General features: G+C 70.2%; 20 protein-coding genes and 2 pseudogenes. 20 read left to right on the forward strand and 2 right to left on the reverse strand.

The window, feature by feature from the left end:
* Nucleotides 1-138: 138 nt before the first annotated feature.
* Nucleotides 139-654: a zinc ribbon-containing protein gene (locus tag B6N23_RS16695; RefSeq protein ID WP_305500880.1), complete on the forward strand. Its 516-nt coding sequence runs from the start codon at nt 139-141 to the stop codon at nt 652-654.
* Nucleotides 655-657: 3 nt separating this feature from the next.
* On the opposite strand, the gene B6N23_RS16700 is transcribed toward B6N23_RS16695, so the two are convergent.
* Both B6N23_RS16700 and B6N23_RS16705 read right to left on the reverse strand, forming a co-directional pair.
* A complete protein-coding gene (locus B6N23_RS16700; RefSeq protein WP_305500883.1) occupies nt 658-1980 on the reverse strand; it encodes a hypothetical protein in 1323 nt (440 codons plus the stop codon).
* Nucleotides 1981-2039: 59 nt separating this feature from the next.
* The gene (locus B6N23_RS16705; protein WP_305500885.1) at nt 2040-2945 is read right to left on the reverse strand and encodes a LysR family transcriptional regulator; all 906 of its coding nucleotides are present in this window, start codon (nt 2943-2945) and stop codon (nt 2040-2042) included.
* Nucleotides 2946-3319: 374 nt separating this feature from the next.
* Here B6N23_RS16705 and leuC point away from each other — a divergent pair.
* From leuC to B6N23_RS16800, 19 genes and pseudogenes are all read left to right on the forward strand, one after another.
* Nucleotides 3320-4755: pseudogene (gene leuC, locus B6N23_RS16710) on the forward strand (3-isopropylmalate dehydratase large subunit).
* 3 nt (nt 4756-4758) lie between these two features.
* Nucleotides 4759-5412 (forward strand): 3-isopropylmalate dehydratase small subunit, encoded by a 654-nt coding sequence (leuD, locus tag B6N23_RS16715; RefSeq protein WP_305500887.1) that lies wholly within the window; start codon nt 4759-4761, stop codon nt 5410-5412.
* 156 nt (nt 5413-5568) lie between these two features.
* Nucleotides 5569-6648 (forward strand): 3-isopropylmalate dehydrogenase, encoded by a 1080-nt coding sequence (leuB, locus tag B6N23_RS16720; protein ID WP_305500889.1) that lies wholly within the window; start codon nt 5569-5571, stop codon nt 6646-6648.
* A 116-nt stretch (nt 6649-6764) separates the two neighbouring features.
* Entirely contained in the window at nt 6765-7877 is a 1113-nt protein-coding gene (gene asd, locus B6N23_RS16725; protein WP_169958607.1) for an aspartate-semialdehyde dehydrogenase, read from the forward strand.
* A gap of 276 nt (nt 7878-8153) precedes the next feature.
* Entirely contained in the window at nt 8154-9746 is a 1593-nt protein-coding gene (locus tag B6N23_RS16730; protein WP_305500891.1) for a type IV pilus assembly protein FimV, read from the forward strand.
* Between the two features lie 54 nt (nt 9747-9800).
* The gene (locus B6N23_RS16735) at nt 9801-10790 is read left to right on the forward strand and encodes a tetratricopeptide repeat protein (RefSeq protein WP_305500893.1); all 990 of its coding nucleotides are present in this window, start codon (nt 9801-9803) and stop codon (nt 10788-10790) included.
* Nucleotides 10791-10796: 6 nt separating this feature from the next.
* Nucleotides 10797-11714 carry a tRNA pseudouridine(38-40) synthase TruA gene (truA, locus tag B6N23_RS16740; protein ID WP_169958605.1) on the forward strand — a complete coding sequence of 306 codons (918 nt, stop codon included), beginning with the start codon at nt 10797-10799 and terminating at the stop codon, nt 11712-11714.
* On the forward strand, nt 11711-12370 hold the full coding sequence (locus B6N23_RS16745) for a phosphoribosylanthranilate isomerase (RefSeq protein ID WP_305500896.1): 660 nt from the start codon (nt 11711-11713) through the stop codon (nt 12368-12370). Before truA ends, B6N23_RS16745 begins: the two co-directional genes overlap by 4 nt.
* Nucleotides 12371-12413: 43 nt before the next feature.
* Nucleotides 12414-13635, forward strand: a pseudogene (gene trpB, locus B6N23_RS16750) (tryptophan synthase subunit beta).
* Between the two features lie 8 nt (nt 13636-13643).
* A complete protein-coding gene (gene trpA / locus B6N23_RS16755; protein WP_305503871.1) occupies nt 13644-14459 on the forward strand; it encodes a tryptophan synthase subunit alpha in 816 nt (271 codons plus the stop codon).
* A gap of 78 nt (nt 14460-14537) precedes the next feature.
* Nucleotides 14538-15554 (forward strand): acetyl-CoA carboxylase, carboxyltransferase subunit beta, encoded by a 1017-nt coding sequence (gene accD / locus B6N23_RS16760; RefSeq protein WP_302138803.1) that lies wholly within the window; start codon nt 14538-14540, stop codon nt 15552-15554.
* A gap of 4 nt (nt 15555-15558) precedes the next feature.
* On the forward strand, nt 15559-16830 hold the full coding sequence (gene folC, locus B6N23_RS16765; RefSeq protein WP_305500899.1) for a bifunctional tetrahydrofolate synthase/dihydrofolate synthase: 1272 nt from the start codon (nt 15559-15561) through the stop codon (nt 16828-16830).
* Nucleotides 16827-17537 carry an SPOR domain-containing protein gene (locus B6N23_RS16770; protein WP_305500901.1) on the forward strand — a complete coding sequence of 237 codons (711 nt, stop codon included), beginning with the start codon at nt 16827-16829 and terminating at the stop codon, nt 17535-17537. The genes folC and B6N23_RS16770 overlap by 4 nt, the downstream gene beginning before the upstream one ends.
* 1 nt (nt 17538) lies before the next feature.
* Complete coding sequence (locus tag B6N23_RS16775; RefSeq protein WP_169958599.1) at nt 17539-18096, forward strand: CvpA family protein; 558 nt, start codon at nt 17539-17541, stop codon at nt 18094-18096.
* Nucleotides 18097-18168: 72 nt separating this feature from the next.
* On the forward strand, nt 18169-19689 hold the full coding sequence (purF, locus tag B6N23_RS16780; protein ID WP_305500903.1) for an amidophosphoribosyltransferase: 1521 nt from the start codon (nt 18169-18171) through the stop codon (nt 19687-19689).
* On the forward strand, nt 19682-20893 hold the full coding sequence (locus B6N23_RS16785; protein WP_305500906.1) for an O-succinylhomoserine sulfhydrylase: 1212 nt from the start codon (nt 19682-19684) through the stop codon (nt 20891-20893). Before purF ends, B6N23_RS16785 begins: the two co-directional genes overlap by 8 nt.
* Nucleotides 20894-21097: 204 nt before the next feature.
* Nucleotides 21098-21652 carry a cytochrome b gene (locus tag B6N23_RS16790; RefSeq protein ID WP_305500908.1) on the forward strand — a complete coding sequence of 185 codons (555 nt, stop codon included), beginning with the start codon at nt 21098-21100 and terminating at the stop codon, nt 21650-21652.
* A 50-nt stretch (nt 21653-21702) separates the two neighbouring features.
* Nucleotides 21703-22287 (forward strand): YceI family protein, encoded by a 585-nt coding sequence (locus B6N23_RS16795; RefSeq protein ID WP_305500911.1) that lies wholly within the window; start codon nt 21703-21705, stop codon nt 22285-22287.
* A gap of 174 nt (nt 22288-22461) precedes the next feature.
* Nucleotides 22462-23766 (forward strand): MATE family efflux transporter, encoded by a 1305-nt coding sequence (locus B6N23_RS16800; RefSeq protein ID WP_305503874.1) that lies wholly within the window; start codon nt 22462-22464, stop codon nt 23764-23766.
* Nucleotides 23767-23845 lie beyond the last annotated feature (79 nt).

Raw genomic sequence — 23845 nt, forward strand, 5'->3', positions numbered from 1 at the left:
TCATGTCCTGGGGCCAGGAGGGCGACAAGACGTTGAACTGCCGGCGGGAAGTCGTCTAAATGGTAGGCAAGGATACCCCAGCACGGCCCAGCCCGGCTATGCCCGGCCCGGCCGGCTCACCGCAGGAAGGAGCACACCATGAGCGAGCAGCAGAAACATTCCCGGGACCATCGCCTGCGTGAAGGCTATGAGCGCATGCTCGAGCGCCTGCAGGAGGGGGTCCACGAGCTCACCTGGGAGAACCTGCAGAAGGAGCTCGATGAGGCCGTGGAGTTCGAGGCCGAACTCGAGGAGTTCACCAAGGATGAGCTCTCGCTGCTGCGCGCCTGGGTGGAGCGCGACCTCAAGGACATGCGCCGCTACCTGAGCGCCGGCGGCGAGAGCGTCGCCACCTGGCTCGGCATCGACCTCTCCGCCCTGTCGCGCAAGGTCAGCGAGTCGCTGCTCTCCATCCCCGACCGCAGCGTGGTCGATCGCGAACGCCTGGAGGAGGACCTGGAGGCCGCCCAGGCCGACTACTGCGAGGGCGAGATGGCCGTTCCCGGCCGCATGGCCTGCGTGCATTGCGACGCCGAGGTGGACCTGCCCGAGATGACCCTGATCGAGCCCTGCCACCGCTGCGGCCATCGCTACTTCAAGCGGGTATCGAAGTAGTGGCTACAGCCAGGCGTCGAGCAGGAGGATGGCGCCCACCACCAGCGCGGAGAGGGCGGCGGCGTAGCCGAGGTTGTGGCGCATCATCACGCCGCCGCTCACCCCGTAGCGCCCCTGCAGCGAGAGGTTGATGCCGGAGAGCGGGCCGACGCTGGTGCCCACCGCCCAGGAGGCCAGCGCCACGAAGGCGAACAGCGTCTGGCGGCTCCCTTCCAGTTCCAGCATCGAGGCCAGTACCGAGACGCCGATGATGGGGTGAAGCCCCGCCACGGCGCTGGCCACGATGGCCAGGAAGCTGGCCACCGCCTGGGGCGCGCCGAAGTGGGCGAAGAGCGTCCACTGGCTGCCGGTGAGTGCGCCGATGAAGGCCGAGAGCCCCTGGGTCAGGAGGCCCGCACACAGGAAGAGAGCGATCTCCCCGCGCATGGCCGGCAGCCGCTCCAGCGTATGGCTGCGCACCCTGCGCAGGGTCCAGCGCGGGCCCCGGGGCAGGTTGGCCAGCAGCGCCACCGCCGGCAGCAGGAAGGTGATGATGCTGACGATGGAGAGCGCGGGCGTCAGGACGTAGTGGAACAGCAGCACCAGCGTGGCCATGCCCACCGGCATCAGCAGGCTGCGCGGCGAGAGCGAGTAGCCCGCCACCTCGGTGAGGTCGAAGCGCCGCGAGAGGTCGAGCAGCGAGAGAGTGCCCGCCAGCATCCCCAGCGGCAGGCCGAGTGCCAGGATCGTCGTGAAGCGCATCTCCGGCGCCAGGGTCATCACCACCCCCATGGAGGCGAAGAAGGGCGACCAGAGCGCGGCGCTGGAGAGCCCGCGGTTGAGGGCCAGCAGCTGCGGCAGCGTGAGCTCGCCGTGGCGCCGCAGCCGGTCGCCCACCATGAACACCGTCGAGAGGTTCAGCACGGCGCCGAGCAGGTGGACCCCCAGCCAGGTGCCGCCGGTGCCGCGCCGTCCGGTCACGGCGCTGCCGGGCGGTGCCGCGTGCCCCTGGCGGGTGCCGATCAGCGTGATGAAGCTCACCCCCACCAGCATCGCCACCACATAGCTGTTCCCGTCCAGCAGCCGGTGCCAGGCGATCTCGGCGCCGTGGAAGAGCGCCGCGACCAGGGCCAGGGCCATGCCGAGCCCGGCCAGGATGCCGGCCTGGCGACGATTGCCGCGCTTGAGGTCCGGCCACAGCAGCACCACCGCGAGCCAGAAGGCGTAGCTCACCGCCGGCAGGGCGATCGGCAAGCCCATCAGGCGTAGCACCTGCAGGGCGAGCCCCGCGAGGATCAGGCCGCCGGCGATGGCGTGGCGAAGCGAGGTGGGTGGGGCAGGGGACAAGGGGGCAGGCTCCGAACGGATGGCAGGTCGGTCGACGAAACAATCAGAATGTGAGCAGTCTAACCAACTCCCGGGGCGGTTGTCCTCGCCGCTGCTTCCCGGGCCGCCTCCAACTGCTCCAGCATCGCCCGGGCGGCGTTGGAGAGGGTTCGGCTGCGGTGCACGATATAGCCCAGCGGGCGATGGATCGGCGGGCAGTCGATGGCCAGCTCGTGAAGCTCGCCCGCCACCAGCCGCTCCGGCAGCAGGCTCCAGCCCAGGCCGATGGCGGTCATCATCTTCAGCGTCTCCAGGTAGTTGGTGGAGAGCGCCACCGGCAGGCGCAGCCCCGCCGCGGCGAAGCGCGCCTCGATCAGCCCCCGGGTGAAGGTCAGGGGCCCGGGCAGCACGGCGTCGTGCTCGCACAGCTCGCGCAGCGCCACCCGCTTGCGTCTGGCCAGCGGGTGGTCGTGGGCGCAGACGAAGCAGAGCCGGTCGACCCATACCGGCACCACCTCGAGCTGCGGCTCGGGGTGGGGCGCCAGGGTCACCACGGCGATCTCCAGGGCGCCGTCCAGCACCCCCTGATAGGCCTCCTCGGAGTCGAGGAAGTGCAGGTCCAGGCGCACCTCGGGGTGGGCTCGGGTATAGGCCTTGAGCAGCGGCGGCAGGCGGTGCAGGCCGATATGGTGGCTGGTGGCAAGCGTCAAGCTGCCGGCCACGCTGCCCTCGAGGTTGCCCAGCGCCCGGCGGCTGTCGTCCACCATCACGAGTATCTGCCTCGCCCGGGGCAGCAGCACGCGACCGGCCTCGGTCAGGCTGACGGCGCGGCCGATGCGATCGAACAGCCGCGCGTTGATCTGGGCCTCGAGCACGGCGATACGCTTGCTCACCGCCGGCTGGGTCAGGTGCAACTGCTCCGCCGCGCGGGAGAAGCTGCCACTCTCGGCCACCGCCAGGAAGGCCTGCAGGCTCTGGGTATCCATGGTCCCTCCGTGACTGGCGTGAAATTGCCCATGGGAGATGCTCTGTTGTCCCTCAAGCCTTCACGAGGCTTGAGCTGACTGGTGGGAGATCGGCTTCGCCGGGCGAATGGCGCCGTAGGCGCCCCAGCGGAGTTGCCTGCGTTGGCTTATGCCGCCCAGGAGCCCTTCGGTCTCCATTCGCCGGGCGGAGCCCAGCTCCCACAAAAGCCCAGTTTTCACAATAAGCAACCTGGTTCATATGATCTCTCTATTCCTTTGGGGAATGCAATCCATAAATAACATGAATTGATTTTATGGGCGAGCCGCCGGACACTGGGTGAGACCGGACATGACATGAAGGGGCTTCGAGCCCGGGAGAAACGAAATGGCAGGCCATGGCAGGCCAGACTCTCTACGACAAACTGTGGACGCAGCACCTCGTCAAGGAGCGCGATGACGGCACCGCGCTGATCTACATCGACCGCCAGCTGCTCCACGAGGTGACCTCGCCCCAGGCCTTCGAGGGCCTGCGCCTGGCGGGCCGCAAGCCGTGGCGCCTCGACGCCAACCTGGCGACCCCCGACCACAACGTGCCCACCACAGTGAAGGAGCGCGCCGAGGGCAACGCCGGCATCAAGGACCCGGTGTCGCTGATCCAGGTGCAGACCCTCGACGACAACTGCATCGAGTTCGGCATCGAGGAGTTCAAGATCAACGACCCGCGCCAGGGCATCGTCCACGTGGTGGGCCCGGAGCAGGGCGCCACTCTGCCGGGCATGACCGTGGTCTGCGGTGACTCCCACACCGCCACCCACGGCGCCTTCGCCGCGCTGGCCCACGGCATCGGCACCTCCGAGGTGGAGCACGTGCTGGCTACCCAGTGCCTGCTGGCCCAGAAGATGAAGAGCATGCAGGTGCGCGTCGAGGGTGAGCTCGGCATCGGCGTCACCGCCAAGGACGTGGTGCTGGCCATCATCGGCGAGATTGGCACCGCCGGCGGCACCGGCTACGCCATCGAGTTTGCCGGCAGCGCCATCCAGAGCCTCTCCATGGAAGGGCGCATGACCATCTGCAACATGGCCATCGAGGCCGGCGCCCGGGTCGGCCTGATCGCCGTGGACGACACCACCATCGAGTACCTCGCGGGCCGTCCCTTCGCCCCGGCAGGCGAGCAGTGGCAGGACGCCGTGGCCGACTGGCGCGGCCTGGTCTCCGACGCGGACGCCGAGTTCGACAAGGTGGTGGTGCTCGACGCCGCCAAGATCGAGCCGCAGGTCTCCTGGGGCACCAGCCCCGAGATGGTCACCGGTGTCTCCGGCGAGGTGCCTGATCCGGCCGAGCAGGCCGACGAGACGCTGCGCAGCGGCTATACCCGGGCCCTCGAGTACATGGGGCTCGCCCCCAAGCAGAAGATCACCGATATCAGGCTCGACAAGGTGTTCATCGGCTCCTGCACCAACTCGCGCATCGAGGACCTGCGCGAGGCGGCCAAGGTCGCCCGCGGCCGCAAGGTCGCAAGGTCGCTGACACCATCAAGCTCGCCATGGTGGTGCCGGGCTCCGGCCTCGTGAAGCGCCAGGCCGAGGCCGAGGGGCTCGACAGAATCTTCACCGAGGCGGGCTTCGAGTGGCGCGAGCCCGGCTGCTCCATGTGCCTGGCCATGAACGCCGACAAGCTCGGCGCCGGCGAGCACTGCGCCTCCACCTCGAACCGCAACTTCGAAGGGCGCCAGGGCTACGGTGGGCGCACCCATCTGGTGAGCCCGGCGATGGCCGCCGCCGCCGCCATCGCCGGCCACTTTGTCGATGTCCGCACCCTTGAGGAGGCCTGAGCCATGAACAAGTTCGAACGCACCGAAGGTCTCGTCGCGCCGTTGGACCGCGCCAACGTCGACACCGACCTGATCATTCCCAAGCAGTTTCTGAAGTCGATCAAGCGCACCGGCTTCGGCGTCAACCTCTTCGACGAGCTGCGCTATCTGGACGAGGGCTACCCGGGCCAGGACTGCTCCCAGCGTCCGAAGAACCCCGACTTCTTGCTCAACCAGCCGCGCTACCAGGGCGCCAGCGTGCTGCTCGCCCGTCGCAACTTCGGCTGCGGCAGCTCACGGGAGCACGCCCCCTGGGCGCTGGAGGACTTCGGCTTCCGGGTGGTGATCGCCCCGAGCTTTGCCGACATCTTCTACAACAACGCCTTCAAGAACGGCCTGCTGCTGGTCACCCTCCCCGAGGAGACCGTCGACCGCCTGTTCAAGGAGGCCGAGGCCACTGAAGGCTACGCCCTGGACGTGGATCTCGAGAACCAGCGGGTCACCACGCCCTCCGGCGAGATCCTCGAGTTCGAAGTGGATGCCTTCCGCAAGCACTGCCTGCTCAACGGCCTCGACGATATCGGCATCACCCTGCAGGACGAGGATGCCATCCGCGCCTTCGAGGCGAAGCACCGCGCCGCGCGCCCCTGGCTGTTCCGCGATAGCGCTCAAGCCTGACGTTCCCACTACTTCGAGGAAGCGGAGCGTCGGGGGCAGGCCGAAGAGGAGGTCCTACGCCAGGGATGGCGTCGGTAGCGTACAGGGATGTATTCACAGCGCCTCCTCGCAGGCCTGCCGCCGAGGTAGCTCCGCGGTCCCAGCAAGGAAGAAGCAATGACTCAGAAGATTCTGGTACTGCCGGGTGACGGCATCGGCCCCGAGATCACCGCCCAGGCGAGCCGCATCCTGGCCGCCTGCCAGGCCCGCGGCCTGGACGTCGAGGTGGAAGAGGCCCTGGTCGGCGGCAGCGCCTACGACGCGCACGGCGAGCCGCTGCCCGCCGAGACGCTCGAGAAGGCCAAGGCCGCTCGCGCCATCCTGCTCGGCGCCGTGGGTGGCCCCAAGTGGGACAAGCTCGAGGACCTCTCCAAGCGTCCCGAGAAGGGGCTGCTCGGCCTGCGCAAGAACCTGGGGCTCTTCGGCAACCTGCGCCCGGCGATCACCTACCCCCAGCTCGCCGAGGCCTCCAGCCTCAAGCCCGAGCTGGTGGCCGGCCTCGACATCATGATCGTGCGCGAGCTCACCGGCGGCATCTACTTCGGCCAGCCCCGCGGCATCGAGGTGCGCAACGGCGAGCGGGTCGGCTTCAACACCTACGTCTACTCCGAGAGCGAGATCGAGCGCATCGGTCGCGTCGCCTTCGAGATGGCCCAGAAACGCGGCAAGAAGCTCTGCTCCGTGGACAAGGCCAACGTGCTCGAGGTCACCATCCTGTGGCGCGAGGTGATGGAGCGGTTGGCGCCGGAGTACCCGGACGTCGAGCTCTCCCACATGTACGTCGATAACGCCGCCATGCAGCTGGTGCGTGCGCCCAAGCAGTTCGACGTCATGGTCACCGGCAACATGTTCGGCGACATCCTGTCGGATGCCGCCGCCATGCTCACCGGCTCCATCGGCATGCTGCCGTCCGCCTCGCTCAACGAGACCGGCCAGGGCATGTACGAGCCCTGCCACGGCAGCGCCCCGGACATCGCCGGGAAGGGCATCGCCAACCCGCTTGCGACCATCCTCTCGGTGGCCATGATGCTGCGCTACTCGCTGGATGAGCCGGCGCTGGCCCAACGCATCGAGGACGCCGTGGGCAAGGTGCTGGACGACGGGCTGAGAACCGCGGATATTGCCTCCGAGGGCACCCGCACCGTCTCCACCGCCGAGATGGGTGACGCCGTGCTGGCCGCCTTCGAGGCGCTCTAGGCGCGCCGAGCCATTGTCAGAATCTGCTGTTGAATCAGGGCGTTCCGGGCCCGCCTGCGAGGCGGGCCCGGTTTCTGTATAATGTTGACCCACATTCGATTACTGGAGGACTTCACATGTTGAAAGTCGGTTTCGTCGGTTGGCGCGGCATGGTCGGTTCCGTGCTCATGCAGCGCATGGTGGAAGATGGGGACTTCAACGGCATCGAGCCGGTCTTCTTCACCACCTCCCAGGTCGGCCAGGCCGGCCCCGACGTCGGCGTGGACGTGCCTCCGCTGAAGGATGCCTTCGACCTCGAGGCGCTCAAGGCGCTGGACGTCATCATCACCTGCCAGGGCGGCGACTACACCAAGGCCGTCTACGGCGACCTGCGCAGCGGCGGCTGGAAGGGCTACTGGATCGACGCCGCCAGCACCCTGCGCATGGAGGATGAGGCCACCATCATCCTCGACCCGGTCAACCGCCACGTCATCGACGCCCAGCTGGCCCGCGGCGCCCGCACCTTCGTCGGCGGCAACTGCACCGTCAGCCTGATGCTGATGGGCCTCGGTGGCCTGTTCGAGGCCGACCTGGTGGAGTGGATGACCTCCATGACCTACCAGGCCGCCTCCGGCTCCGGCGCCAAGCACATGCGCGAGCTGCTCAGCCAGATGGGCGCCCTGCGCGACAGCGTGGCCGACGAGCTCGCCGACCCGGCCAGCGCCATCCTCGACATCGACCGCAAGGTCACCGAGACCATGCGCTCGGGCGCGTTCCCCACCGAGAACTTCACCGCCCCGCTGGCCGGCAGCCTCTTGCCGTGGATCGACACCAAGCTCGACAACGGCCAGAGTCGTGAGGAGTGGAAGGGCAGCGTCGAGACCAACAAGATCCTCGGCCTCCAGGCAAACCCCATCCCAATCGACGGGCTCTGCGTGCGCATCGGCGCCATGCGCTCCCACAGCCAGGCCTTCACCATCAAGCTGAAGAAGGACGTGCCCCTCGACGAGATCGAGGAGCGCATCGCCAGGCACAACGACTGGGTCAAGGTGGTCCCGAACGACAAGGAGGCCACCATTCGCGACCTGACCCCGGCTGCCGCCACCGGCACCCTCACCATTCCGGTGGGGCGCCTGCGCAAGCTGGCCATGGGCGGCGAGTACCTCTCCGCCTTCAGCGTCGGTGACCAGCTGCTGTGGGGCGCCGCCGAGCCGCTCAAGCGCATGCTCAAGATCCTGCGCGAGCAGTAAGCGTCGCCAGGCTCCCCGCGGCAGCCTGCCGCGGGGCCAGTGACGGCGGGGCGCCACCTTCGGGGGCGCCCCGCTCTGCTGTGGGGTGCCGGCATCGGGCGTTGATTCGCGAGGCGTGGATCAATGGCTTACGTTGAAGGGATGACGCCTGGCATGACCCCGCTCAGGCGCGTCGAGGCGGCAAATATGGTACACAGGTACCCTATCGATACAACGGCATGGCATCGGTGCCGCGGCCTGGCCGCCTGGTACTGCCGACGGACGCAAGGGACCTCCATGAAACGCAAGCTGACACTCGCCATGCTGCTTTCGCTTTCCGCTGCCAGCCCGCTGGCCTTGGCCCTGGGGCTGGGGGAGGCGGAGGTGCGCTCCACGCTGAACGCACCGCTGCGCGCCACCCTGCCGCTTACCGATGCCGCGGGGATTCAGCCCGGGCTGCTCAATGTCTCGGTGGCGGACGAGCGGGCCTTCGCGGCGGCGGGCCTGCCGCGCACGCCCCTGGCGGCGAGCGTCAGGCTGGCGGTGGAGCAGCGCCAGGGGCGCCTGGTGGTGGAGCTGACCACCGAGCGGCCGGTGCGCGAGCCCTGGCTCGATCTGCTGCTGCGCTTCGATTGGCCGGGCGGCCAGCAGCTGCGCGAGGTCACCCTGCTGCTCGACCCCCCGGACTACGACCAGATGCCGGCCCTGGTGGTGGGCAGCCGGCGTGTGGCGGCGCCTGTCGTCTCGGCGCCGCCGGCCGCCGCTCCCTCGGCGCAGGCTCAGGCCCCGGCGGTGCGTACCGCCGCGGCACCCGCCGGCAGCGGTGGTCCGACCTGGGTGAGCAGCGGCGATACCCTGTGGGCCGTGGCGGGGCGCCTGCGCCCGGACAGCGGCATCAGCATGAACCAGATGATGGTGGCCCTGGTGGAGGCGAACCCCGAGGTCTTCCCCTCCGGGAACATCAATGCCATGCGCGCCGGCTTCAGCCTGGTGGTGCCGAGTCGCGAGCGGATTGCCGCACGCTCTGGGGGCGAGGCGGATCGCATCGTCGCCGAGATGAACCGGGCCTGGGCCAACCGCGGTGGCGGTGCGCCGGCGCGTGTCGCGCTGGGCGGGGCGGCCCCCGGCGAGCCTGTGGCGGCGGTCGCCCCAGCGGCTGCCCCGCCGCCGGAGGCCGCCCCTGCCGAGGCGCCGGCACCCGCCGTCGAGCCGCCAGCCGACGCTGCCGAGCCGGCGGCCGAGGTCGTGCAGCCCGCCGAGGAGCAGGCCCCGGCGGCGTCAGCAGAAGAGCCCGAGACGCCGCGACTCACCCTGCTCACCGATGCCCAACTGGCGGCCGAGGGGGCTACCCCTGGCGAAGCGAGCGAAGGTGGCGAGGACGAAGGGGCCGGCGAGGCGCCCGCCGAGGAGGCCGGGGATGGCGTCGCCGAGGCCGGCGAGGCATCGGGCGCTCCCCAGGTCATGGTCGACCCCGAGCTGCTGGCCACCCTCTATGGCGATGGCGAGTTGAGCAGCGACGAGCGTCTGCTGCGCCTGGAGAGCCAGTGGCTCGAGCGGCGTGACGCCCTCGTGGCGGTGCAGGGCGAGCGGGACCAGCTACAGGAGGAGCTCACGGAGATGCGCGATGAGCTGGCCGTCCTGCGCGAGCAGCTGGCGGCGCTGGCCGCCGGCGGTGCCGGGGGCGATGGCCCCGGCACCGGCGGTATCGCGCCTCCCGGGGGCACGGCAGAGGAGCGCCCCTGGTGGGGGGCGATCTACCAGGGCGAGCTCGACCGCAACCTGATGCTGGGCGGCGCCGGACTGGCCGCGCTGCTGGCGCTGTGGCTGGCGGTGCGACGCCGTCGCCGCCAGGAGGAGGCGCCTGGGGCGGCGGGTGTCGGCCCGGTGTGAGTGGTCGTGCCGGGCGCCCCGGCCCCGGGGCAGCCCGAGGCCGCAGGCCAAGCCGTGGCCCCGCCCGCTGCGCCCTCGGTGCAGGGTTCGCTGCCCCAGGCCGAGGCGATCAGCGAGGCCGATATCTTCATCGCCTATGGGCGCTACGACCAGGCGCGTGAGCTGCTCGAGGCCAGTCTCGCCCGGGAGCCGGAGCGCGACGACCTGCGCCTCAAGCTGCTCAATGTCCATCTGGAGCAGGGTAGCCGTGACGAGGTCGAGCGCGAGGCCGCCCGGCTGCGCGAGGGCGGTAATCCCGCCGTGCGCGACGAGGTGGAGCGCCTGCTGGCGCACCACGGCCTGACCCCCGAGGCCACCGGTGCCGCTGGTTCCGCAGCCGCTGGTTCTGCCGGTGCCGCCGCGGAGCGCGCGGTGTTCGTCCGGCCCGCCGAGCGTGCCCCGCGGGTCTTCGATGCGGCCGGCGAGGAGGGGGGCGACGCCTCAGGGGAGCAGGCGGGTGAGAACAGTGCCCCGGCCCAGGCGGCCCCGGATGCCGACGCCTATCGTCGTCCGGCGTCCCTGGAGGCGCCGGCGGCACCCGAGGAGCATGAGCCCCGGGTCGAGCCCGAGCCCGAGCCCGAGCTTCCGTCCGACCCCGAGGCCGAGCCGCTTCAGGTCACCACACGGCGCCTCGAGGATGGCAGCGAGATCATCGACTACCGCCCCCCGGCGCTGGATCCCTCGCCGGCGCCCAGGGAGGAGACGCCCATGCAGCCGGGCATCGACTTCACCCCGGAGAAGGGCGGCGAAAGCGGCCCGGACGGCGGCGACGACGACGAGCTCCCCCAGGAGTGGGAGGTGGAGGAGGTTTCCTTCCCGCCCCTCGAGGCGGATAATGGTGGCTTTTCACCCGGCGCCGCCCCGGAGCGTCTGGCCGAGGCCCAGCGCCTGATCGATGCCGGCGAGGCCGGTCGCGCCCGAGAACTGCTCGCCGAGCTGGCCGAGAGCGACGACCCCGCCATCCGCGACGAGGCCCGCGCGCTGCTTGGCCGACTGGACCCCTGATTCCGCATGACCCTCTTTCAGCTTCTCGATGATCGCACCCCCCTGGCCGGCCGGCTGGCCATGGGGGTCGAGTACGACGGCAGCGCCTACTGCGGCTGGCAATACCTCAAGCATTCGCCCTCCGTGCAGGGGGCGCTGGAGCAGGCCCTGGGCCGTGTGGCCGGCCAGCCGATCCGCATCCATGCCAGCGGTCGCACCGACTCAGGCGTGCATGCCACGCGCCAGGTCATCCACTTCGACCCGCCGGTGCCGCGCTCCCAGAAGGCCTGGGTGTTCGGCGTCAATGCCAACCTGCCGCGGGACGTCGCCGTGCGCTGGGTCAAGGAGGTGCCCGAGAGCTTCCACTCCCGCTTCAAGGCCCTGGCGCGCCGCTATCGCTACATCCTGCTCAACCAGCCCAGCCGCCCGGTGCTGGAACGCGCCAACGTCACCTGGTGTCGCGACCCCCTGGACGCCGAGGCCATGCACCGCGCCGCCCAGGTGCTGGTTGGCGAGCACGATTTCTCCAGCTTCCGGGCCGCCGGCTGCCAGTCGAAGACCCCCTGGCGCCATCTGCACTTCATCGAGGTGCACCGCCACGGCCCGCTGGTGGTGGTGGACGTCCAGGGCAACGCCTTCCTGCACCACATGATCCGCAACATCGTCGGCGCCCTGGTCACCGTGGGGCGCGGCGAGCGTGGCGAGGAGTACCTGGCCGAGCTGATGGCCCTCAAGGACCGCACCCTGGCCGACGTCACCGCGCCTGCCTGCGGCCTGCACTTCGTGGACTCCCTCTACGACGAGAGCTGGGGCCTGCCCCGCGAGCCGCTGGGCCCCAACCTGCTCGCCTTCCTCGGCGAGTGGACCGGCGAGCGGCCGCTGCCCGACTGTCCCATGGTGGAGTTTCGCCGCGGCCGGCCGGTGGCGGCCGGGGAGGCGCCATGATGCAGCGCACACGGGTGAAACTGTGCGGCCTGACCCGGCCCGAGGACGTCGATGCCGCCGTGGCGGCCGGTGCCGACGCGCTCGGCTTCGTGCTCTGGCCCGGCAGCAAGCGTGCCGTGGACGAGGCGCGCCTGGCCGCGCTCGCCGCACGGGTGCCGGCCTTCGTCACCCGGGTGGGGCTCTTCGTCGATCAGGACCCCGAGCTGATCGAGCGCTGTGCGGAGCACCTCGACCTGCTGCAGTTCCACGGCGACGAGCCGCCGGCCCTCTGCGAGGCCTTCCGGCGCCCCTGGATCAAGGCGCTGCGCATGCGCGATGGCCTCGATCTGCATGCCACCGCCGAGGCCTATCGAGGGGCGCGGGCGCTGCTGCTCGACGCCTACCGCCCCGGGGTTCCGGGCGGTACCGGCGAGACCTTCGACTGGTCGCGAATCCCCGCAGGGCTGGCAAAACCTGTTATCCTCGCCGGAGGCCTCGCTGCCGACAATGTGGCCGAGGCCATCGCCACCGTGGCGCCCTTCGCGGTGGATGTTTCCGGCGGCGTCGAGGCCGCGCCCGGCATCAAGGATGCCGGACGCATCGCGGCCTTCCTGGCCGCCGTGAGCGAGGGTGACCCCCGGCGTCGTGCCGGCCGAGTGCGCCCCGCCGACCACTGATTTCAACCCCCAAGCCCTTCTGGCGACCTGTGAGGTGTCTTTCGTGAGCAAGTTCAGTGACCTGACCCGACTGCCGGACGCCCGCGGCCACTTTGGCCCCTACGGCGGCCGGTTCGTCTCGGAGACCCTGAGCTTCGCCCTGGACGAGCTGGAGAAGACCTACCTGAGTCTTCGCGACGACCCGGCCTTCCAGGCGGAATTCGACTATGACCTGGCCCACTACGTGGGGCGTCCTTCGCCGCTCTATCATGCCGAGCGGTGGTCGAAGCAGCTGGGTGGGGCACAGATCTGGCTCAAGCGCGAAGACCTCAACCACACCGGCGCCCACAAGGTGAACAACACCATCGGCCAGGCGCTGCTCGCCAAGAAGAGCGGCAAGCCCCGGGTGATCGCCGAGACCGGCGCCGGCCAGCACGGCGTGGCCACCGCCACCGTGGCGGCGCGCCTGGGGCTCAAGTGCGACGTCTACATGGGCGCCGAGGACATCCAGCGCCAGAAGCTCAACGTCTATCGCATGCGCCTCCTGGGCGCCAACGTCATCTCGGTGGAGTCCGGCACCCGCACCCTCAAGGACGCCATGAACGAGGCGCTGCGCGACTGGGTCACCAACGTCGACGACACCTTCTACATCATCGGCACCGTGGCGGGTCCGCACCCCTACCCGATGCTGGTGCGCGACTTCAACTCCGTGGTGGGGCGCGAGGCGCGCCGCCAGTCCCTCGAGGAGTTCGGCAAGCTGCCCGACGCCCTGGTCGCCTGCGTCGGCGGCGGCTCCAACGCCATGGGGCTCTTCTACCCCTTCGTCGAGGATGACGAGGTGGTGATGTACGGCGTCGAGGCCGGCGGCGACGGCGTCGAGACCGGCCGCCACGCCGCGCCGCTCTCCTCGGGCGCGCCCCGCGGCGTGCTGCACGGCAACCGTACCTACCTGATGTCCGACGAGGGTGGCCAGGTCTCCAATACCCACTACCATCTCCATCTCCGCCGGCCTGGACTACCCGGGCGTCGGCCCCGAGCACGCCCTGTGGAAGGACGTGGGGCGGGTCAACTACGTGGCCGCCAACGACGATGAGGTGCTCGCCGCCTTCCGCGAGCTGACCCGCGTCGAGGGGATCATGCCGGCCCTGGAGTCCGCCCACGCCCTGGCCTACGCCAAGGTGCTGGCGCCCACCATGCGCCCCGACCAGAACATCGTCGTCAACCTCTCGGGCCGCGGCGACAAGGACATCCTGACCGTCGCCAAGCTCGACGGCATCGAGATCTGAGGGACATGATGAACCGTATCGACCAACGCTTCGCCGAGCTCAAGGCCCAGGGCCGCCGCGCGCTGATTCCCTTCATCACCGCCGGCGACCCGGCGCCCCAGCACACCGTGGGCTTCATGCACGCCCTGGTGGAGGCGGGCGCCGACGTGATCGAGCTGGGCGTGCCCTTCTCCGATCCCATGGCCGACGGCCCGGTGATCCAGAAGGCCTGCGAGCGGGCGCTCAAGCACGGTGTGCGCCTCTCCCACCTGTTCGAGATGGTGCGCGAGTTCCGCCAGACCGACACCGCCACGCCGGTGGTGCTGATGGGCTCCCTGAACCCCATGGAGCGCATCGGCCTTGCCGCCTTCGCCGAGCAGGCCGCGGCGGCCGGCGTCGACGGCGTGCTGACCGTGGACATGCCCCCGGAGGAGGCCGAGGAGCTCGGCCCCCTGCTCAAGTCCCACGGGCTCGCCTCGATCTTCCTCGTCGCCCCTACCACTTCCGGTGCCCGGGCCGCTACAATATGCGCCCACGGCGAAGGCTATCTCTACTATGTCTCGCTCAAGGGCGTGACCGGCTCTGCCAGCCTGGATGCCGCCGACGTGGCCGACCACCTGGCCCCGCTGCGCGAACAGACCGACCTGCCGCTGTGCGTCGGCTTCGGCATTCGCGACGGCGCCTCGGCCGCCGAGGTGGGGCGCGTGGCCGACGGCGTGATCGTCGGCTCGGCGCTGGTCAGTCGCATCGCCGAGAATGCCGAGCGTCCCGAGGTGATCGCCGGCGAGCTCAAGGCGGTGCTTGGCGAGATGCGCCAGGCCCTGGACGCCATGAGCGCGAGCTGAGCGGCGCCTTCGCCACAGGATTCGACCCACGCGCCCGGCCAGGACCGGGCGCCGACCACATGACGGAACCCTTCTGACATGAGCTGGCTAGACAAGATCGTGCCCTCCATGGGGCGTATCCAGCGCAAGGACCGCCGCGCCAGTGTGCCGGATGGTCTGTGGCGCAAGTGTCCCAAGTGCGAGGCGGTGCTCTACCTGCCCGAACTCGACAAGCACCATAACGTCTGCCCCAAGTGTGACCACCACCTGCGGCTCACCGCGCGCAAGCGCCTCGACTGGTTCCTCGACAAGGAGGGCCGCGAGGAGATCGCCGCCGAGGTGGAGCCCGTCGATCGCCTCAAGTTCCGCGACTCCAAGAAGTACAAGGACCGCCTGACGGCGGCCCAGAAGGAGACCGGCGAGAAGGACGCCCTGATCGCCATGCGCGGGCGCCTCGACGGCCTGCCGGTGGTGGTGGTGGCCTTCGAGTTCAGCTTCATGGGCGGCTCCATGGGCGCCGTGGTGGGCGAGAAGTTCGTGCGTGCCGCCACCCTCGCCCATGACGAGCGCATCCCGCTGATCTGCTTCTCCGCCTCCGGCGGGGCGCGCATGCAGGAGGCGCTCTTCTCGCTGATGCAGATGGCCAAGACCTCCGCCGCCCTCGAGAAGCTCAAGCAGGCCGGCGTGCCCTACATCTCGGTGCTCACCGACCCGGTGTTCGGCGGCGTCTCGGCGTCGCTGGCCATGCTGGGCGACCTCAACGTGGCCGAGCCCAATGCGCTGATCGGCTTCGCCGGCCCGCGCGTCATCGAGCAGACCGTGCGCGAGAAGCTGCCCGAGGGCTTCCAGCGCAGCGAGTTCCTGCTCGACCACGGCGTCGTCGACATGATCGTGCGCCGCGGCGAGATGCGCGACCGCCTGGGGGCTGTGCTGCGCAAGCTGACCCACCAGCCCGCCCTGGGGCTCCCCGAGCTGCCCGCCGACGAACCCGACCTGGTGGACGCCGCCGAGCAGGCCGAAGCCCAGGAGAGCGCCGAGCCGGCGGAGAGCGCGCCCGGCGCCGACGAGGCGACGCCCCCGCCCGGCGATGACGCCCGGGACGACGGCCGTCGCTGAGCCGATGAGCAACGTGGCACTGCCCACCACGCTCGAGGCCTGGCTGGCTCGGCTGGAAGCCGCCCATCCCGTGGGCATCGACCTCGGCCTCGATCGCGTGGCCGAGGTTGCCCGCCGCATGGGGCTGCTGGCGCGCCCCATCGCCGGCCGGGTGATCACCGTGGCCGGCACCAACGGCAAGGGCTCCACGGTGGCCATGCTGGAGGCGCTCGCCCGGGCCCACGGCCTGACCACCGCCACCTATACCTCCCCGCACCTGATCCGCTACAACGAGCGCCTGCGCCTCGACGGCCAGGAGGCCTCTGATGCCATCCTGATGGCGGGCTTCGCCGCCGTCGAGGCGGCGCGGCTGGATGGCGAGCCGGTCAGCCTGACCTACTTCGAGGTGGGCACCCTCGGCGCGCTCTGGGCCATGGCCCAGCGCCCGGCGGACATCGCCCTGCTCGAGGTAGGGCTCGGCGGGCGCCTGGACGCGGTCAATATCATCGACCCCGACGTCGCGGTGGTGACCACCGTGGCCCAGGATCACGCCGCCTTCCTGGGCACCGATCTCGAGCAGATCGGCCGCGAGAAGGCCGGCATCCTGCGCCCCGGGCGCCCCGCGGTGCTCGGCAGTCGTGAGCTGCCGGCCAGCGTGCGCCAGGTGGCCGCCGAGCTCGGCGCCCCGGTCTTCGCCCTGGGCGATGACTTCCGATGGGACGATAGCCTCCCCGACCCCGGCCTGCCCCTGGACAACGCTGCCACGGCGCTGAAGGCCCTGGAGCTTGCCGGGGTGGCCCTCGATCCGGCGGCCTGCCGCCGGGCGCTGACCGAGGTGCGCCTGCCCGGCCGCATGCAGTGGCTGGGGCAGTGGTGCCTCGACGTGGGTCACAACCCCCATGCCGCCCGTTACCTGGCCGAGCGCCTGGCGGCCGTGCCCTGTGCGGGACGCACCTGGGCCCTGCTGGCCATGCTCGGCGACAAGGATGCCGACGGCGTGATCGCCGCGCTCGCCCCGGCGGTGGATGGCTGGGTCACCGCGAGCCTGGCCGGCGAGCGGGCGCGCCGCGCCGACGACCTGGCCGAGCGGCTGGCCGGGCAGGGCGCCGCGGTGGCGCACCGTGGCGGCTCGCCGCGCGAGGCCGCGGCCTGGCTGGCCGAGCGGTTGGCACCGGAGGATCGCGTGCTGGTGTGCGGCTCCTTCTTCACCGTGGGCGAGGTGCTCGAGTGGCTGGCGCAGCGCACCTCGGCGGGTCAGACTGATCAGGACACAGGCGGCAGCGAGGAAGCCCGATGAAATATGGATGGCGTGAGCGCATCAGCGGTGCGGTGATTCTGATTGCCTTGGCGGTGATCTTCGTGCCCCTGCTGTTCAGCGAGCCGGCCCCCCGCAGCGAGCGGCCCCAGCCGGTGCTGACCATCGAGCAGCCCATCGAGGTACCGCGCACCGAGGTGCCGGAGCCCCGGCCCCCGTCGAGCCTCGGCGAGTTCGGTGGGCCCATGGCGATGCCCGAAGAGGATGAGGCGCTGCGCGACGATGCCCCCGTCGAGGAGGTCGCCAAGATCGCCGAGGAGGCCGCCGAGCAGCTGGCCCGGGCCGAGGCGCCCGCCGAGGTGATGGTGCCGCCCGTCGTCGATGCGACGCCGAGCCCCCGGGCCGAGCCCGCGCCGTCTCCGGCCCCGGACCCCATCGCCGAGCTGGCCCGGGCCGCCGACCAGCGCCTGGCCGAGAGCCGCAGCCAGCCTGCCGCCACGCCGGCGCCCGCCGCCTCCGGCGGCGAGTGGGCGGTCCAGGTGGGCAGCTTCGGCGAGCCGGCCAACGCCGAGCGCCTGCTTCAGCAGCTGCGCGAGCAGGGCTTCCCGGCCTACAGCCAGCCCCGCGACAACAACCTGACCACGGTCTATGCGGGCCCCTACGGCTCCTCCGAGGAGGGCGAGCGGGCCATGAACGAGCTCAAGTCCCGGGCCAACCTCCAGGGCCTGCTGGTGCGGGCGAGGAACTGAGATGGCGCTGACCTGGCTGGACTGGCTGTTCATCGCCCTGCTGACGGTCACGGCGGTGACCGGCTTCCTGCGCGGGCTGATCCGCGAGGCCCTGGGCCTGGCCGCCTGGGTCATCGCCCTGCTCGCCGCCCGGGTGCTGGCCCAGCCGGTGGCGGACCTGCTCGCCGGGCTGATCGACAACGCCGATGGCCGCCTGGTGCTGGCCTTCGTGCTGGTGATCTTCGGCGTGGTGCTGCTCTGCGGCATCGTCATCCGCCTGGTCCATGCCGCGGTGGAGTGGGTGGGCATGGGCCTCTTCAACCGGGTGATGGGGGCCGCCTTCGGCGCCGCCAAGGGCGCGGCGATCCTGGTGCTGGCCACCATCGTCATCGGCCTGACCCCGCTGGCTCAGCTCGAGGCGTGGCAGGAGGCCGAGCTGCGCCCCCACTTCGAGCAGCTGCGCGACTGGGCGGTCAGCCAGTTCGAGGCCTGGGAGGGGCGGCTGCCCGAGACCCCGGGGTCTCTCGGCGAGATTTCCCTTCCCGGGCGCGGCGAGGCCGCCGATCGGGACAACCCCTGACAGACGACTTGGGGGTGGGCGCGCCCACCCCGATTCTCCAAAGCAAGCTCCAGGCAAGCGAGGTAAGGTGGAATGTGCGGTATCGTGGGCCTTCTGGCCAAGCAGGCGGTGAACCAGGGCATCTATGACGCCCTGACGGTGCTTCAGCATCGCGGACAGGACGCCGCCGGCATGATGACCTGGCATGACGGCCGCTTCCTGCTGCGCAAGAGCAACGGGCTGGTGCGGGACGTCTTCCATACCCGCCACATGGCCCGCCTCAAGGGCAACCTGGGCATCGGCCACGTGCGCTATCCCACCGCCGGCTCCTCCAGCGAGGCGGAGTCGCAGCCGTTCTACGTCAACTCCCCCTACGGCATTGCCCTGGCCCACAACGGCAACCTCACCAACTCCGATCAGCTCAAGCAGGAGCTGTTCACCTCGGACCTGCGCCATATCAACACCAGTTCCGACTCCGAGGTGCTGCTCAACGTCTTCGCCCACGAGCTGGGCAAGCAGGGCCTGCACCTGGCGCCCGGTGACATCTTCGATGCCGTGCGTCGGGTCCACCGTCGCTGCAAGGGCGGCTACGCCGCGGTGGCGATCATCAACGGCGTGGGCCTGGTGGCCTTCCGCGACCCCAACGGCATCCGCCCGGTAGTCTTCGGCACCCGCGACGAGGGACAGGGCCAGGAGGTGATGATCGCCTCCGAGTCGGTGGCGCTGGACGTCGGCGGCTTCGAGCTGCACCGCGACCTGGACCCGGGCGAGGCGATCTTCGTCGACATGGCGGGCCAGATCCACACCCAACAGTGCGCCGATCATCCGATGCTGGCGCCCTGCATCTTCGAGCACGTCTACCTGGCGCGCCCTGACTCCATCCTCGACGGCGCCTATGTCTACGGCACCCGCATGGAGATGGGCCGCAAGCTCGGCGACCGCATCCAGAGCGAGTGGCCGGAGCACGACATCGACGTGGTGATCCCGATCCCCGACACCTCGCGCACCTCCGCCCTGGAGCTCGCCCAGCACCTGGGGGTGACCTACCGCGAGGGCTTCATGAAGAACCGCTACATCGGGCGCACCTTCATCATGCCCGGCCAGACCCAGCGCAAGAAGTCGGTGCGCCAGAAGCTCAACGCCATCGGCGTGGAGTTCGAGGGCAAGAACGTGCTGCTGGTGGACGACTCCATCGTGCGCGGCACCACCTGCAAGCAGATCATCCAGATGGCCCGGGAGGCCGGCGCCAACAAGGTCTACTTCGCCTCCGCCGCGCCGCCGGTGCGCTACCCCAACGTCTACGGTATCGACATGCCGGCGGCCAGCGAGCTGATCGCCCACGGGCGCAGCGAGGCCGAGGTGGGCGAGCTGATCGGCGCCGACCGCATCTTCTACCAGGACCTCGAGGACCTGAAGACCGCCTGTCGCGAGGTGAACCCCAACCTCGACGCCTTCGACTGCTCGGTGTTCGACGGCAACTACGTCACCGGCGATATCGACTCCGCCTACCTGGCCGACCTCGAGGCCTCGCGCAGCGACGATGCCAAGCAGCAGCAGAGTGCCGGCGACCACGCCCTGGTCGGCGTGCACAACCAGGACGACATCGATGACTGAGGCCCCCATGGATCCGCACGCATCTCCCGAGGAGGAGTGGGCGCTGGCGACCCTGGCCATCCGCGCCGGTCACGAGCGCACCCATGAGCAGGAGCACGCCGAGCCGATCTTCCCGACCTCGAGCTTCGTCTACGAGAGCGCGGCCGAGGCGGCGGCCAAGTTCGCCGGCGACGTCCCGGGCAACATCTACTCGCGTTTCACCAACCCCACGGTGCGCACCTTCGAGCAGCGCCTGGCGGCGCTGGAGGGCGGCGAGCGCTGTGTGGCCACCAGCTCCGGCATGGCCGCGATCCTCTCCACCGCCCTGGCGCTGCTGTCGGCCGGGGACGAGATCGTCGCCTCGCGCTCGCTGTTCGGCTCCACGGTGAGCCTGTTCGACAAGTACCTGGGCAAGCTCGGCATCACCACCCGCTACGTGGAGCTCGCCGACCTCGCCGCCTGGGAGGCGGCGATGACGCCGGCCACGAAGCTGCTGTTCGCCGAGACGCCGTCGAATCCGCTCTCCGAGCTGGTCGATATCGCGGCGCTCGCCGAGATCGCCCATCGCCACGATGCGCTGCTCGCCATCGACAACTGCTTCCTGACCCCGGCCCTGCAGCGCCCCCTGGACCTCGGCGCCGACCTGGTGATCCACTCCGCCACCAAGTACCTGGACGGGCAGGGCAGGGCGATCGGCGGCCCCGTGGTGGGGCGCGAGGCCGAGCTCGAGGAGGTGTTCGGGGTGGTGCGCACCTGCGGCCCCTGCCTGAGCCCCTTCAACGCCTGGATCTTCACCAAGGGGCTCGAGACCCTGGCCCTGCGCATGAAGGCCCACTGCGAGAACGCCCAGGCCCTGGCCGAGTGGCTCGAGGCGCACCCGGCGGTGGCGCGGGTCCACTACAGCGGTCTCGCCAGCCACCCGCAGCACGCCCTGGCCGCCCGCCAGCAGCAGGGTTTCGGCGCGGTGCTGGGCTTTGAAGTCAGGGGCGGCCGCGAGGCGGCCTGGTCGGTGATCGACGCCACCCGGCTGCTCTCCATCACCGGCAACCTGGGGGATGTGAAGACCACCATCACCCACCCGGCCACCACCACCCATGCCCGGCTCTCGCCGGAGCAGAAGGCTGCCGCCGGCATCGCGGAGGGGCTGATCCGCGTCGCCGTGGGGCTGGAGGCGATCGACGATATCCGCGCCGACCTCGCCCGGGGCCTCGACGCCCTGGCCTGAGCCATGCCGCACGTGGCACCCTGGCCGCCTGCCAGAACCCGGCCTCCAGCGCGCCGACGGCCGAGCTGCTGCTGGAAGCCCTCGCCAGATAAGCGCTTCCCTGACGGTTCTTTCGAACGGTTGGTTCGGCTTTTTTCAGCGGATGCTGATGATGCACTGCGGTAAGCTGGTACGACTTTCGACTAGGCACGAGGACACCACGCCATGTGGCGCAATACCCGTACCGGCTGGGGCATCGTCAGCATCACCCTGCACTGGCTCAGCGCCGTGACCATCGTGGGCCTCTTCGCGCTGGGCTGGTGGATGACCGGGCTCGGGTATTTCGATGCCTGGTACAACCTCGCCCCCTGGTGGCATCGCTCCATAGGCATGCTGCTGCTGTTCGCCACCCTGCTGCGCCTCGCCTGGCGCTTCATGAACCCCACGCCGGCGGCCCACGGCGGCCGGCTCGAGCGCCTGGCCGCCCATCTGGGCCACGTGCTGATCTATGTGCTGCTGCTGGTGGTGCTGGTCAGCGGCTACCTGATCTCCACCGCGCGCGGCCGCGGCATCAGCGTGTTCGACTGGTTCGAGGTGCCGGCGCTGATCAGCCGCCTGCCCAACCAGGAGACCATCGCCGGCGAGATCCACTGGTACGCCGCCGTGGCGCTGATGGTACTGGCCGCGGGCCACGTGCTGGCCGCCTTCAAGCATCATTTCCTGGATCGTCAGGATACCCTGACCCGCATGCTCAACCCGGCGCGTTCCCGTCGCCGCTGAGCCGCGTTCAACCCCGCAAGACAGATCGTCAAACGACAAGGAGAGTGACCATGTTCAAGAAGACCGCCCTCGCCGCCGCCTTCGGTGCCGTTGCCCTGGTGGGCGCAAGCCAGGTCCAGGCCGCCGACTACGTGGTGGATACCGAAGGCCAGCACGCCTTCGTCCAGTTCAAGATCAACCATCTCGGCTACTCCTACATCCTCGGCAACTTCGAGTCCTTCACCGGCCAGTTCCACTACGACGCGGACAACCTCGAGGCGTCCAGCGTCGAGATGGAAGTGGACGTGACCAGCCTGAACACTAACCACGCCGAGCGTGACCGTCACTTCCTCTCCGACGACTTCCTCAGCGCCGGCACCTATCCGACCGCCACCTTCGTCTCCACCGGCTTCGAGCCGAGCGGCGAGAACGAAGGCACCTTGACCGGCGAGCTCACCCTCAAGGGCGAGACCCGCGAGATCGAGATGCCGGTGACCCTGATGGGCGAGGGCGAGGACCCCTGGGGCAGCTACCGCGCCGGCTTCGAGGGCAGCACCATGCTGACCCTGGGCGACTTCGGCATCGACATGAGCGCTTTCCCGGAAGTGATGCATGAGCTCGAGCTCTACGTCACCTTCGAGGGCGTGCGCCAGTAAGGCCCAGCGCAGTTCGACTCGATAGCCCCAGACACCCCCGGCAACCCCGGGGGTGTCTGCCTTTGCTTGGCCGGCTAGAATGGCCTCCCCCTGAACCACCATGGAGCGGTCGTGACGCAACGATCCGACAAGACCCCCGCCCTGGGCGTGACCCTGTGGCGGCAGACCTGGCCCATGGCCATCGGCGTGCTGGCGCTGCTCGGCTTCCAGCTGGTGGACAGCGCCTTCATCGCCCGCCTGGGCACCGCGCCGCTGGCCGCCCAGTCCTTCACCTTTCCGCTCTCCTTCCTGATCATCGGCATCCAGGTGGGGCTCGGCATCGCCATCGCTGCGCTGATCTCCCGGGCCCTGGGCGCCGGCCAGGAGGCCCGCGCCAGGCGGCTGGGCAGCCTGGTGCTGCTGATCGGCACCGCCACCATCGCTCTGCTGGCGCTGTTGCTGTGGGCGATCCAGGCGCCGGTGTTCCGCCTGCTGGGGGCCGATGCGGCCACCCGCGAGCTGATCCGCGGCTACTGGGCGCCGCAGCTGCTGGCCGCCTGGCTGGGGGCGGCGCTCTACTTCGGCTACAGCCTGTTCCGCGCGCACGGCAATACCCGCCTGCCGGGCACCCTGATGGTGGTCACCAGCCTGGTCAACCTGGTGCTGGCCCCGCTGCTGATCTTCGGCATCGGCCCCTGGGAGGGGCTGGGGCTGCCCGGGGCGGCCTGGGCCACGGTGGCCGCCTTCGGCGTGGGCCTTGCGGTGCTGGGGCGGCACCTTGGCCATACCGACTGGCTCTCCCGCGAGGGGCTGGGCCAGGAGATGCGCGAGTCGGCGCGCCCCTTCGCCGGCATTGCCGGCCCCGCCATGGTCAGCCAGCTGATGCCGCCGCTGGCTGCCATGCTGGCCATCACGGCGGTGGCCAGCCTCGGCGAGGCCGCGGTGGCGGCCTGGGGCCTGGCCAGCCGCCTGGAGACCCTCTCGCTGATGGTGGTGCTGGCCATGACCATGTCGCTGCCGCCGTGGCTTGGGCGCTGCTACGGCGCCGGCGACTGGGACCAGGTGCACCGCCTGTTGCGCCTGGCGCTCAGGGTGATCGTGGTGTGGCAACTGGGGCTTGGCCTGCTCATGGCCCTGGCCGCCCCCTGGGTGGCGCTGGCGCTCTCCGGCAACCCCGAGGTGCGCGACGACCTCGCCACCCTGATCCGCTTCCTGCTGCCCAGCTACGCGGCGCTGGGGGTGTGCATGATCGTGGTCTCCGCCGGCAACGCCCTGGGCTGGCCGCTGCGTGCCATGCTGATGTCCGCCGCCCGACTGTTCCTCTTCTACCTGCCCTGCCTGTGGCTGGGGGCCTACCTCGGCGGCCTGCCGGGGCTCGCCGCCGGCGCCGCGGCAGGCAACCTGCTGGCCGGACTGGCCGCCTGGCGGGTGCTGCGGCGCATCCTGGCAAGCCCGAGGCGCCGCGCGAGCCGGGAGGCCAAGCCCGCCGTCTCACCTTGACCGCCTGAGCCCTGGCCGCTCGGCCGCTTGACCCGTGTCACGACAAGGGGTTACGCGGCGGCGCAGCGTGGCACCCGGT

This window comes from Halomonas alkalicola (assembly GCF_030704205.1).
GTDB classification, from domain to species: domain Bacteria; phylum Pseudomonadota; class Gammaproteobacteria; order Pseudomonadales; family Halomonadaceae; genus Halomonas; species Halomonas alkalicola.

Excerpts from the sequence above, each read along its gene's own strand:
- B6N23_RS16695 (WP_305500880.1), top strand. The coding sequence starts at position 139 with ATGAGCGAGCAGCAGAAACATTCCCGGGACCATCGCCTGCGTGAAGGC.
- B6N23_RS16705 (WP_305500885.1), bottom strand. The coding sequence starts at position 2,945 with ATGGATACCCAGAGCCTGCAGGCCTTCCTGGCGGTGGCCGAGAGTGGC.
- leuD (WP_305500887.1), top strand. The coding sequence starts at position 4,759 with ATGAACAAGTTCGAACGCACCGAAGGTCTCGTCGCGCCGTTGGACCGC.
- leuB (WP_305500889.1), top strand. The coding sequence starts at position 5,569 with ATGACTCAGAAGATTCTGGTACTGCCGGGTGACGGCATCGGCCCCGAG.
- asd (WP_169958607.1), top strand. The coding sequence starts at position 6,765 with ATGTTGAAAGTCGGTTTCGTCGGTTGGCGCGGCATGGTCGGTTCCGTG.
- B6N23_RS16730 (WP_305500891.1), top strand. The coding sequence starts at position 8,154 with ATGAAACGCAAGCTGACACTCGCCATGCTGCTTTCGCTTTCCGCTGCC.
- truA (WP_169958605.1), top strand. The coding sequence starts at position 10,797 with ATGACCCTCTTTCAGCTTCTCGATGATCGCACCCCCCTGGCCGGCCGG.
- B6N23_RS16745 (WP_305500896.1), top strand. The coding sequence starts at position 11,711 with ATGATGCAGCGCACACGGGTGAAACTGTGCGGCCTGACCCGGCCCGAG.
- trpA (WP_305503871.1), top strand. The coding sequence starts at position 13,644 with ATGAACCGTATCGACCAACGCTTCGCCGAGCTCAAGGCCCAGGGCCGC.
- accD (WP_302138803.1), top strand. The coding sequence starts at position 14,538 with ATGAGCTGGCTAGACAAGATCGTGCCCTCCATGGGGCGTATCCAGCGC.
- folC (WP_305500899.1), top strand. The coding sequence starts at position 15,559 with ATGAGCAACGTGGCACTGCCCACCACGCTCGAGGCCTGGCTGGCTCGG.
- B6N23_RS16770 (WP_305500901.1), top strand. The coding sequence starts at position 16,827 with ATGAAATATGGATGGCGTGAGCGCATCAGCGGTGCGGTGATTCTGATT.
- B6N23_RS16775 (WP_169958599.1), top strand. The coding sequence starts at position 17,539 with ATGGCGCTGACCTGGCTGGACTGGCTGTTCATCGCCCTGCTGACGGTC.
- purF (WP_305500903.1), top strand. The coding sequence starts at position 18,169 with ATGTGCGGTATCGTGGGCCTTCTGGCCAAGCAGGCGGTGAACCAGGGC.
- B6N23_RS16785 (WP_305500906.1), top strand. The coding sequence starts at position 19,682 with ATGACTGAGGCCCCCATGGATCCGCACGCATCTCCCGAGGAGGAGTGG.
- B6N23_RS16790 (WP_305500908.1), top strand. The coding sequence starts at position 21,098 with ATGTGGCGCAATACCCGTACCGGCTGGGGCATCGTCAGCATCACCCTG.
- B6N23_RS16795 (WP_305500911.1), top strand. The coding sequence starts at position 21,703 with ATGTTCAAGAAGACCGCCCTCGCCGCCGCCTTCGGTGCCGTTGCCCTG.
- B6N23_RS16800 (WP_305503874.1), top strand. The coding sequence starts at position 22,462 with ATGGCCATCGGCGTGCTGGCGCTGCTCGGCTTCCAGCTGGTGGACAGC.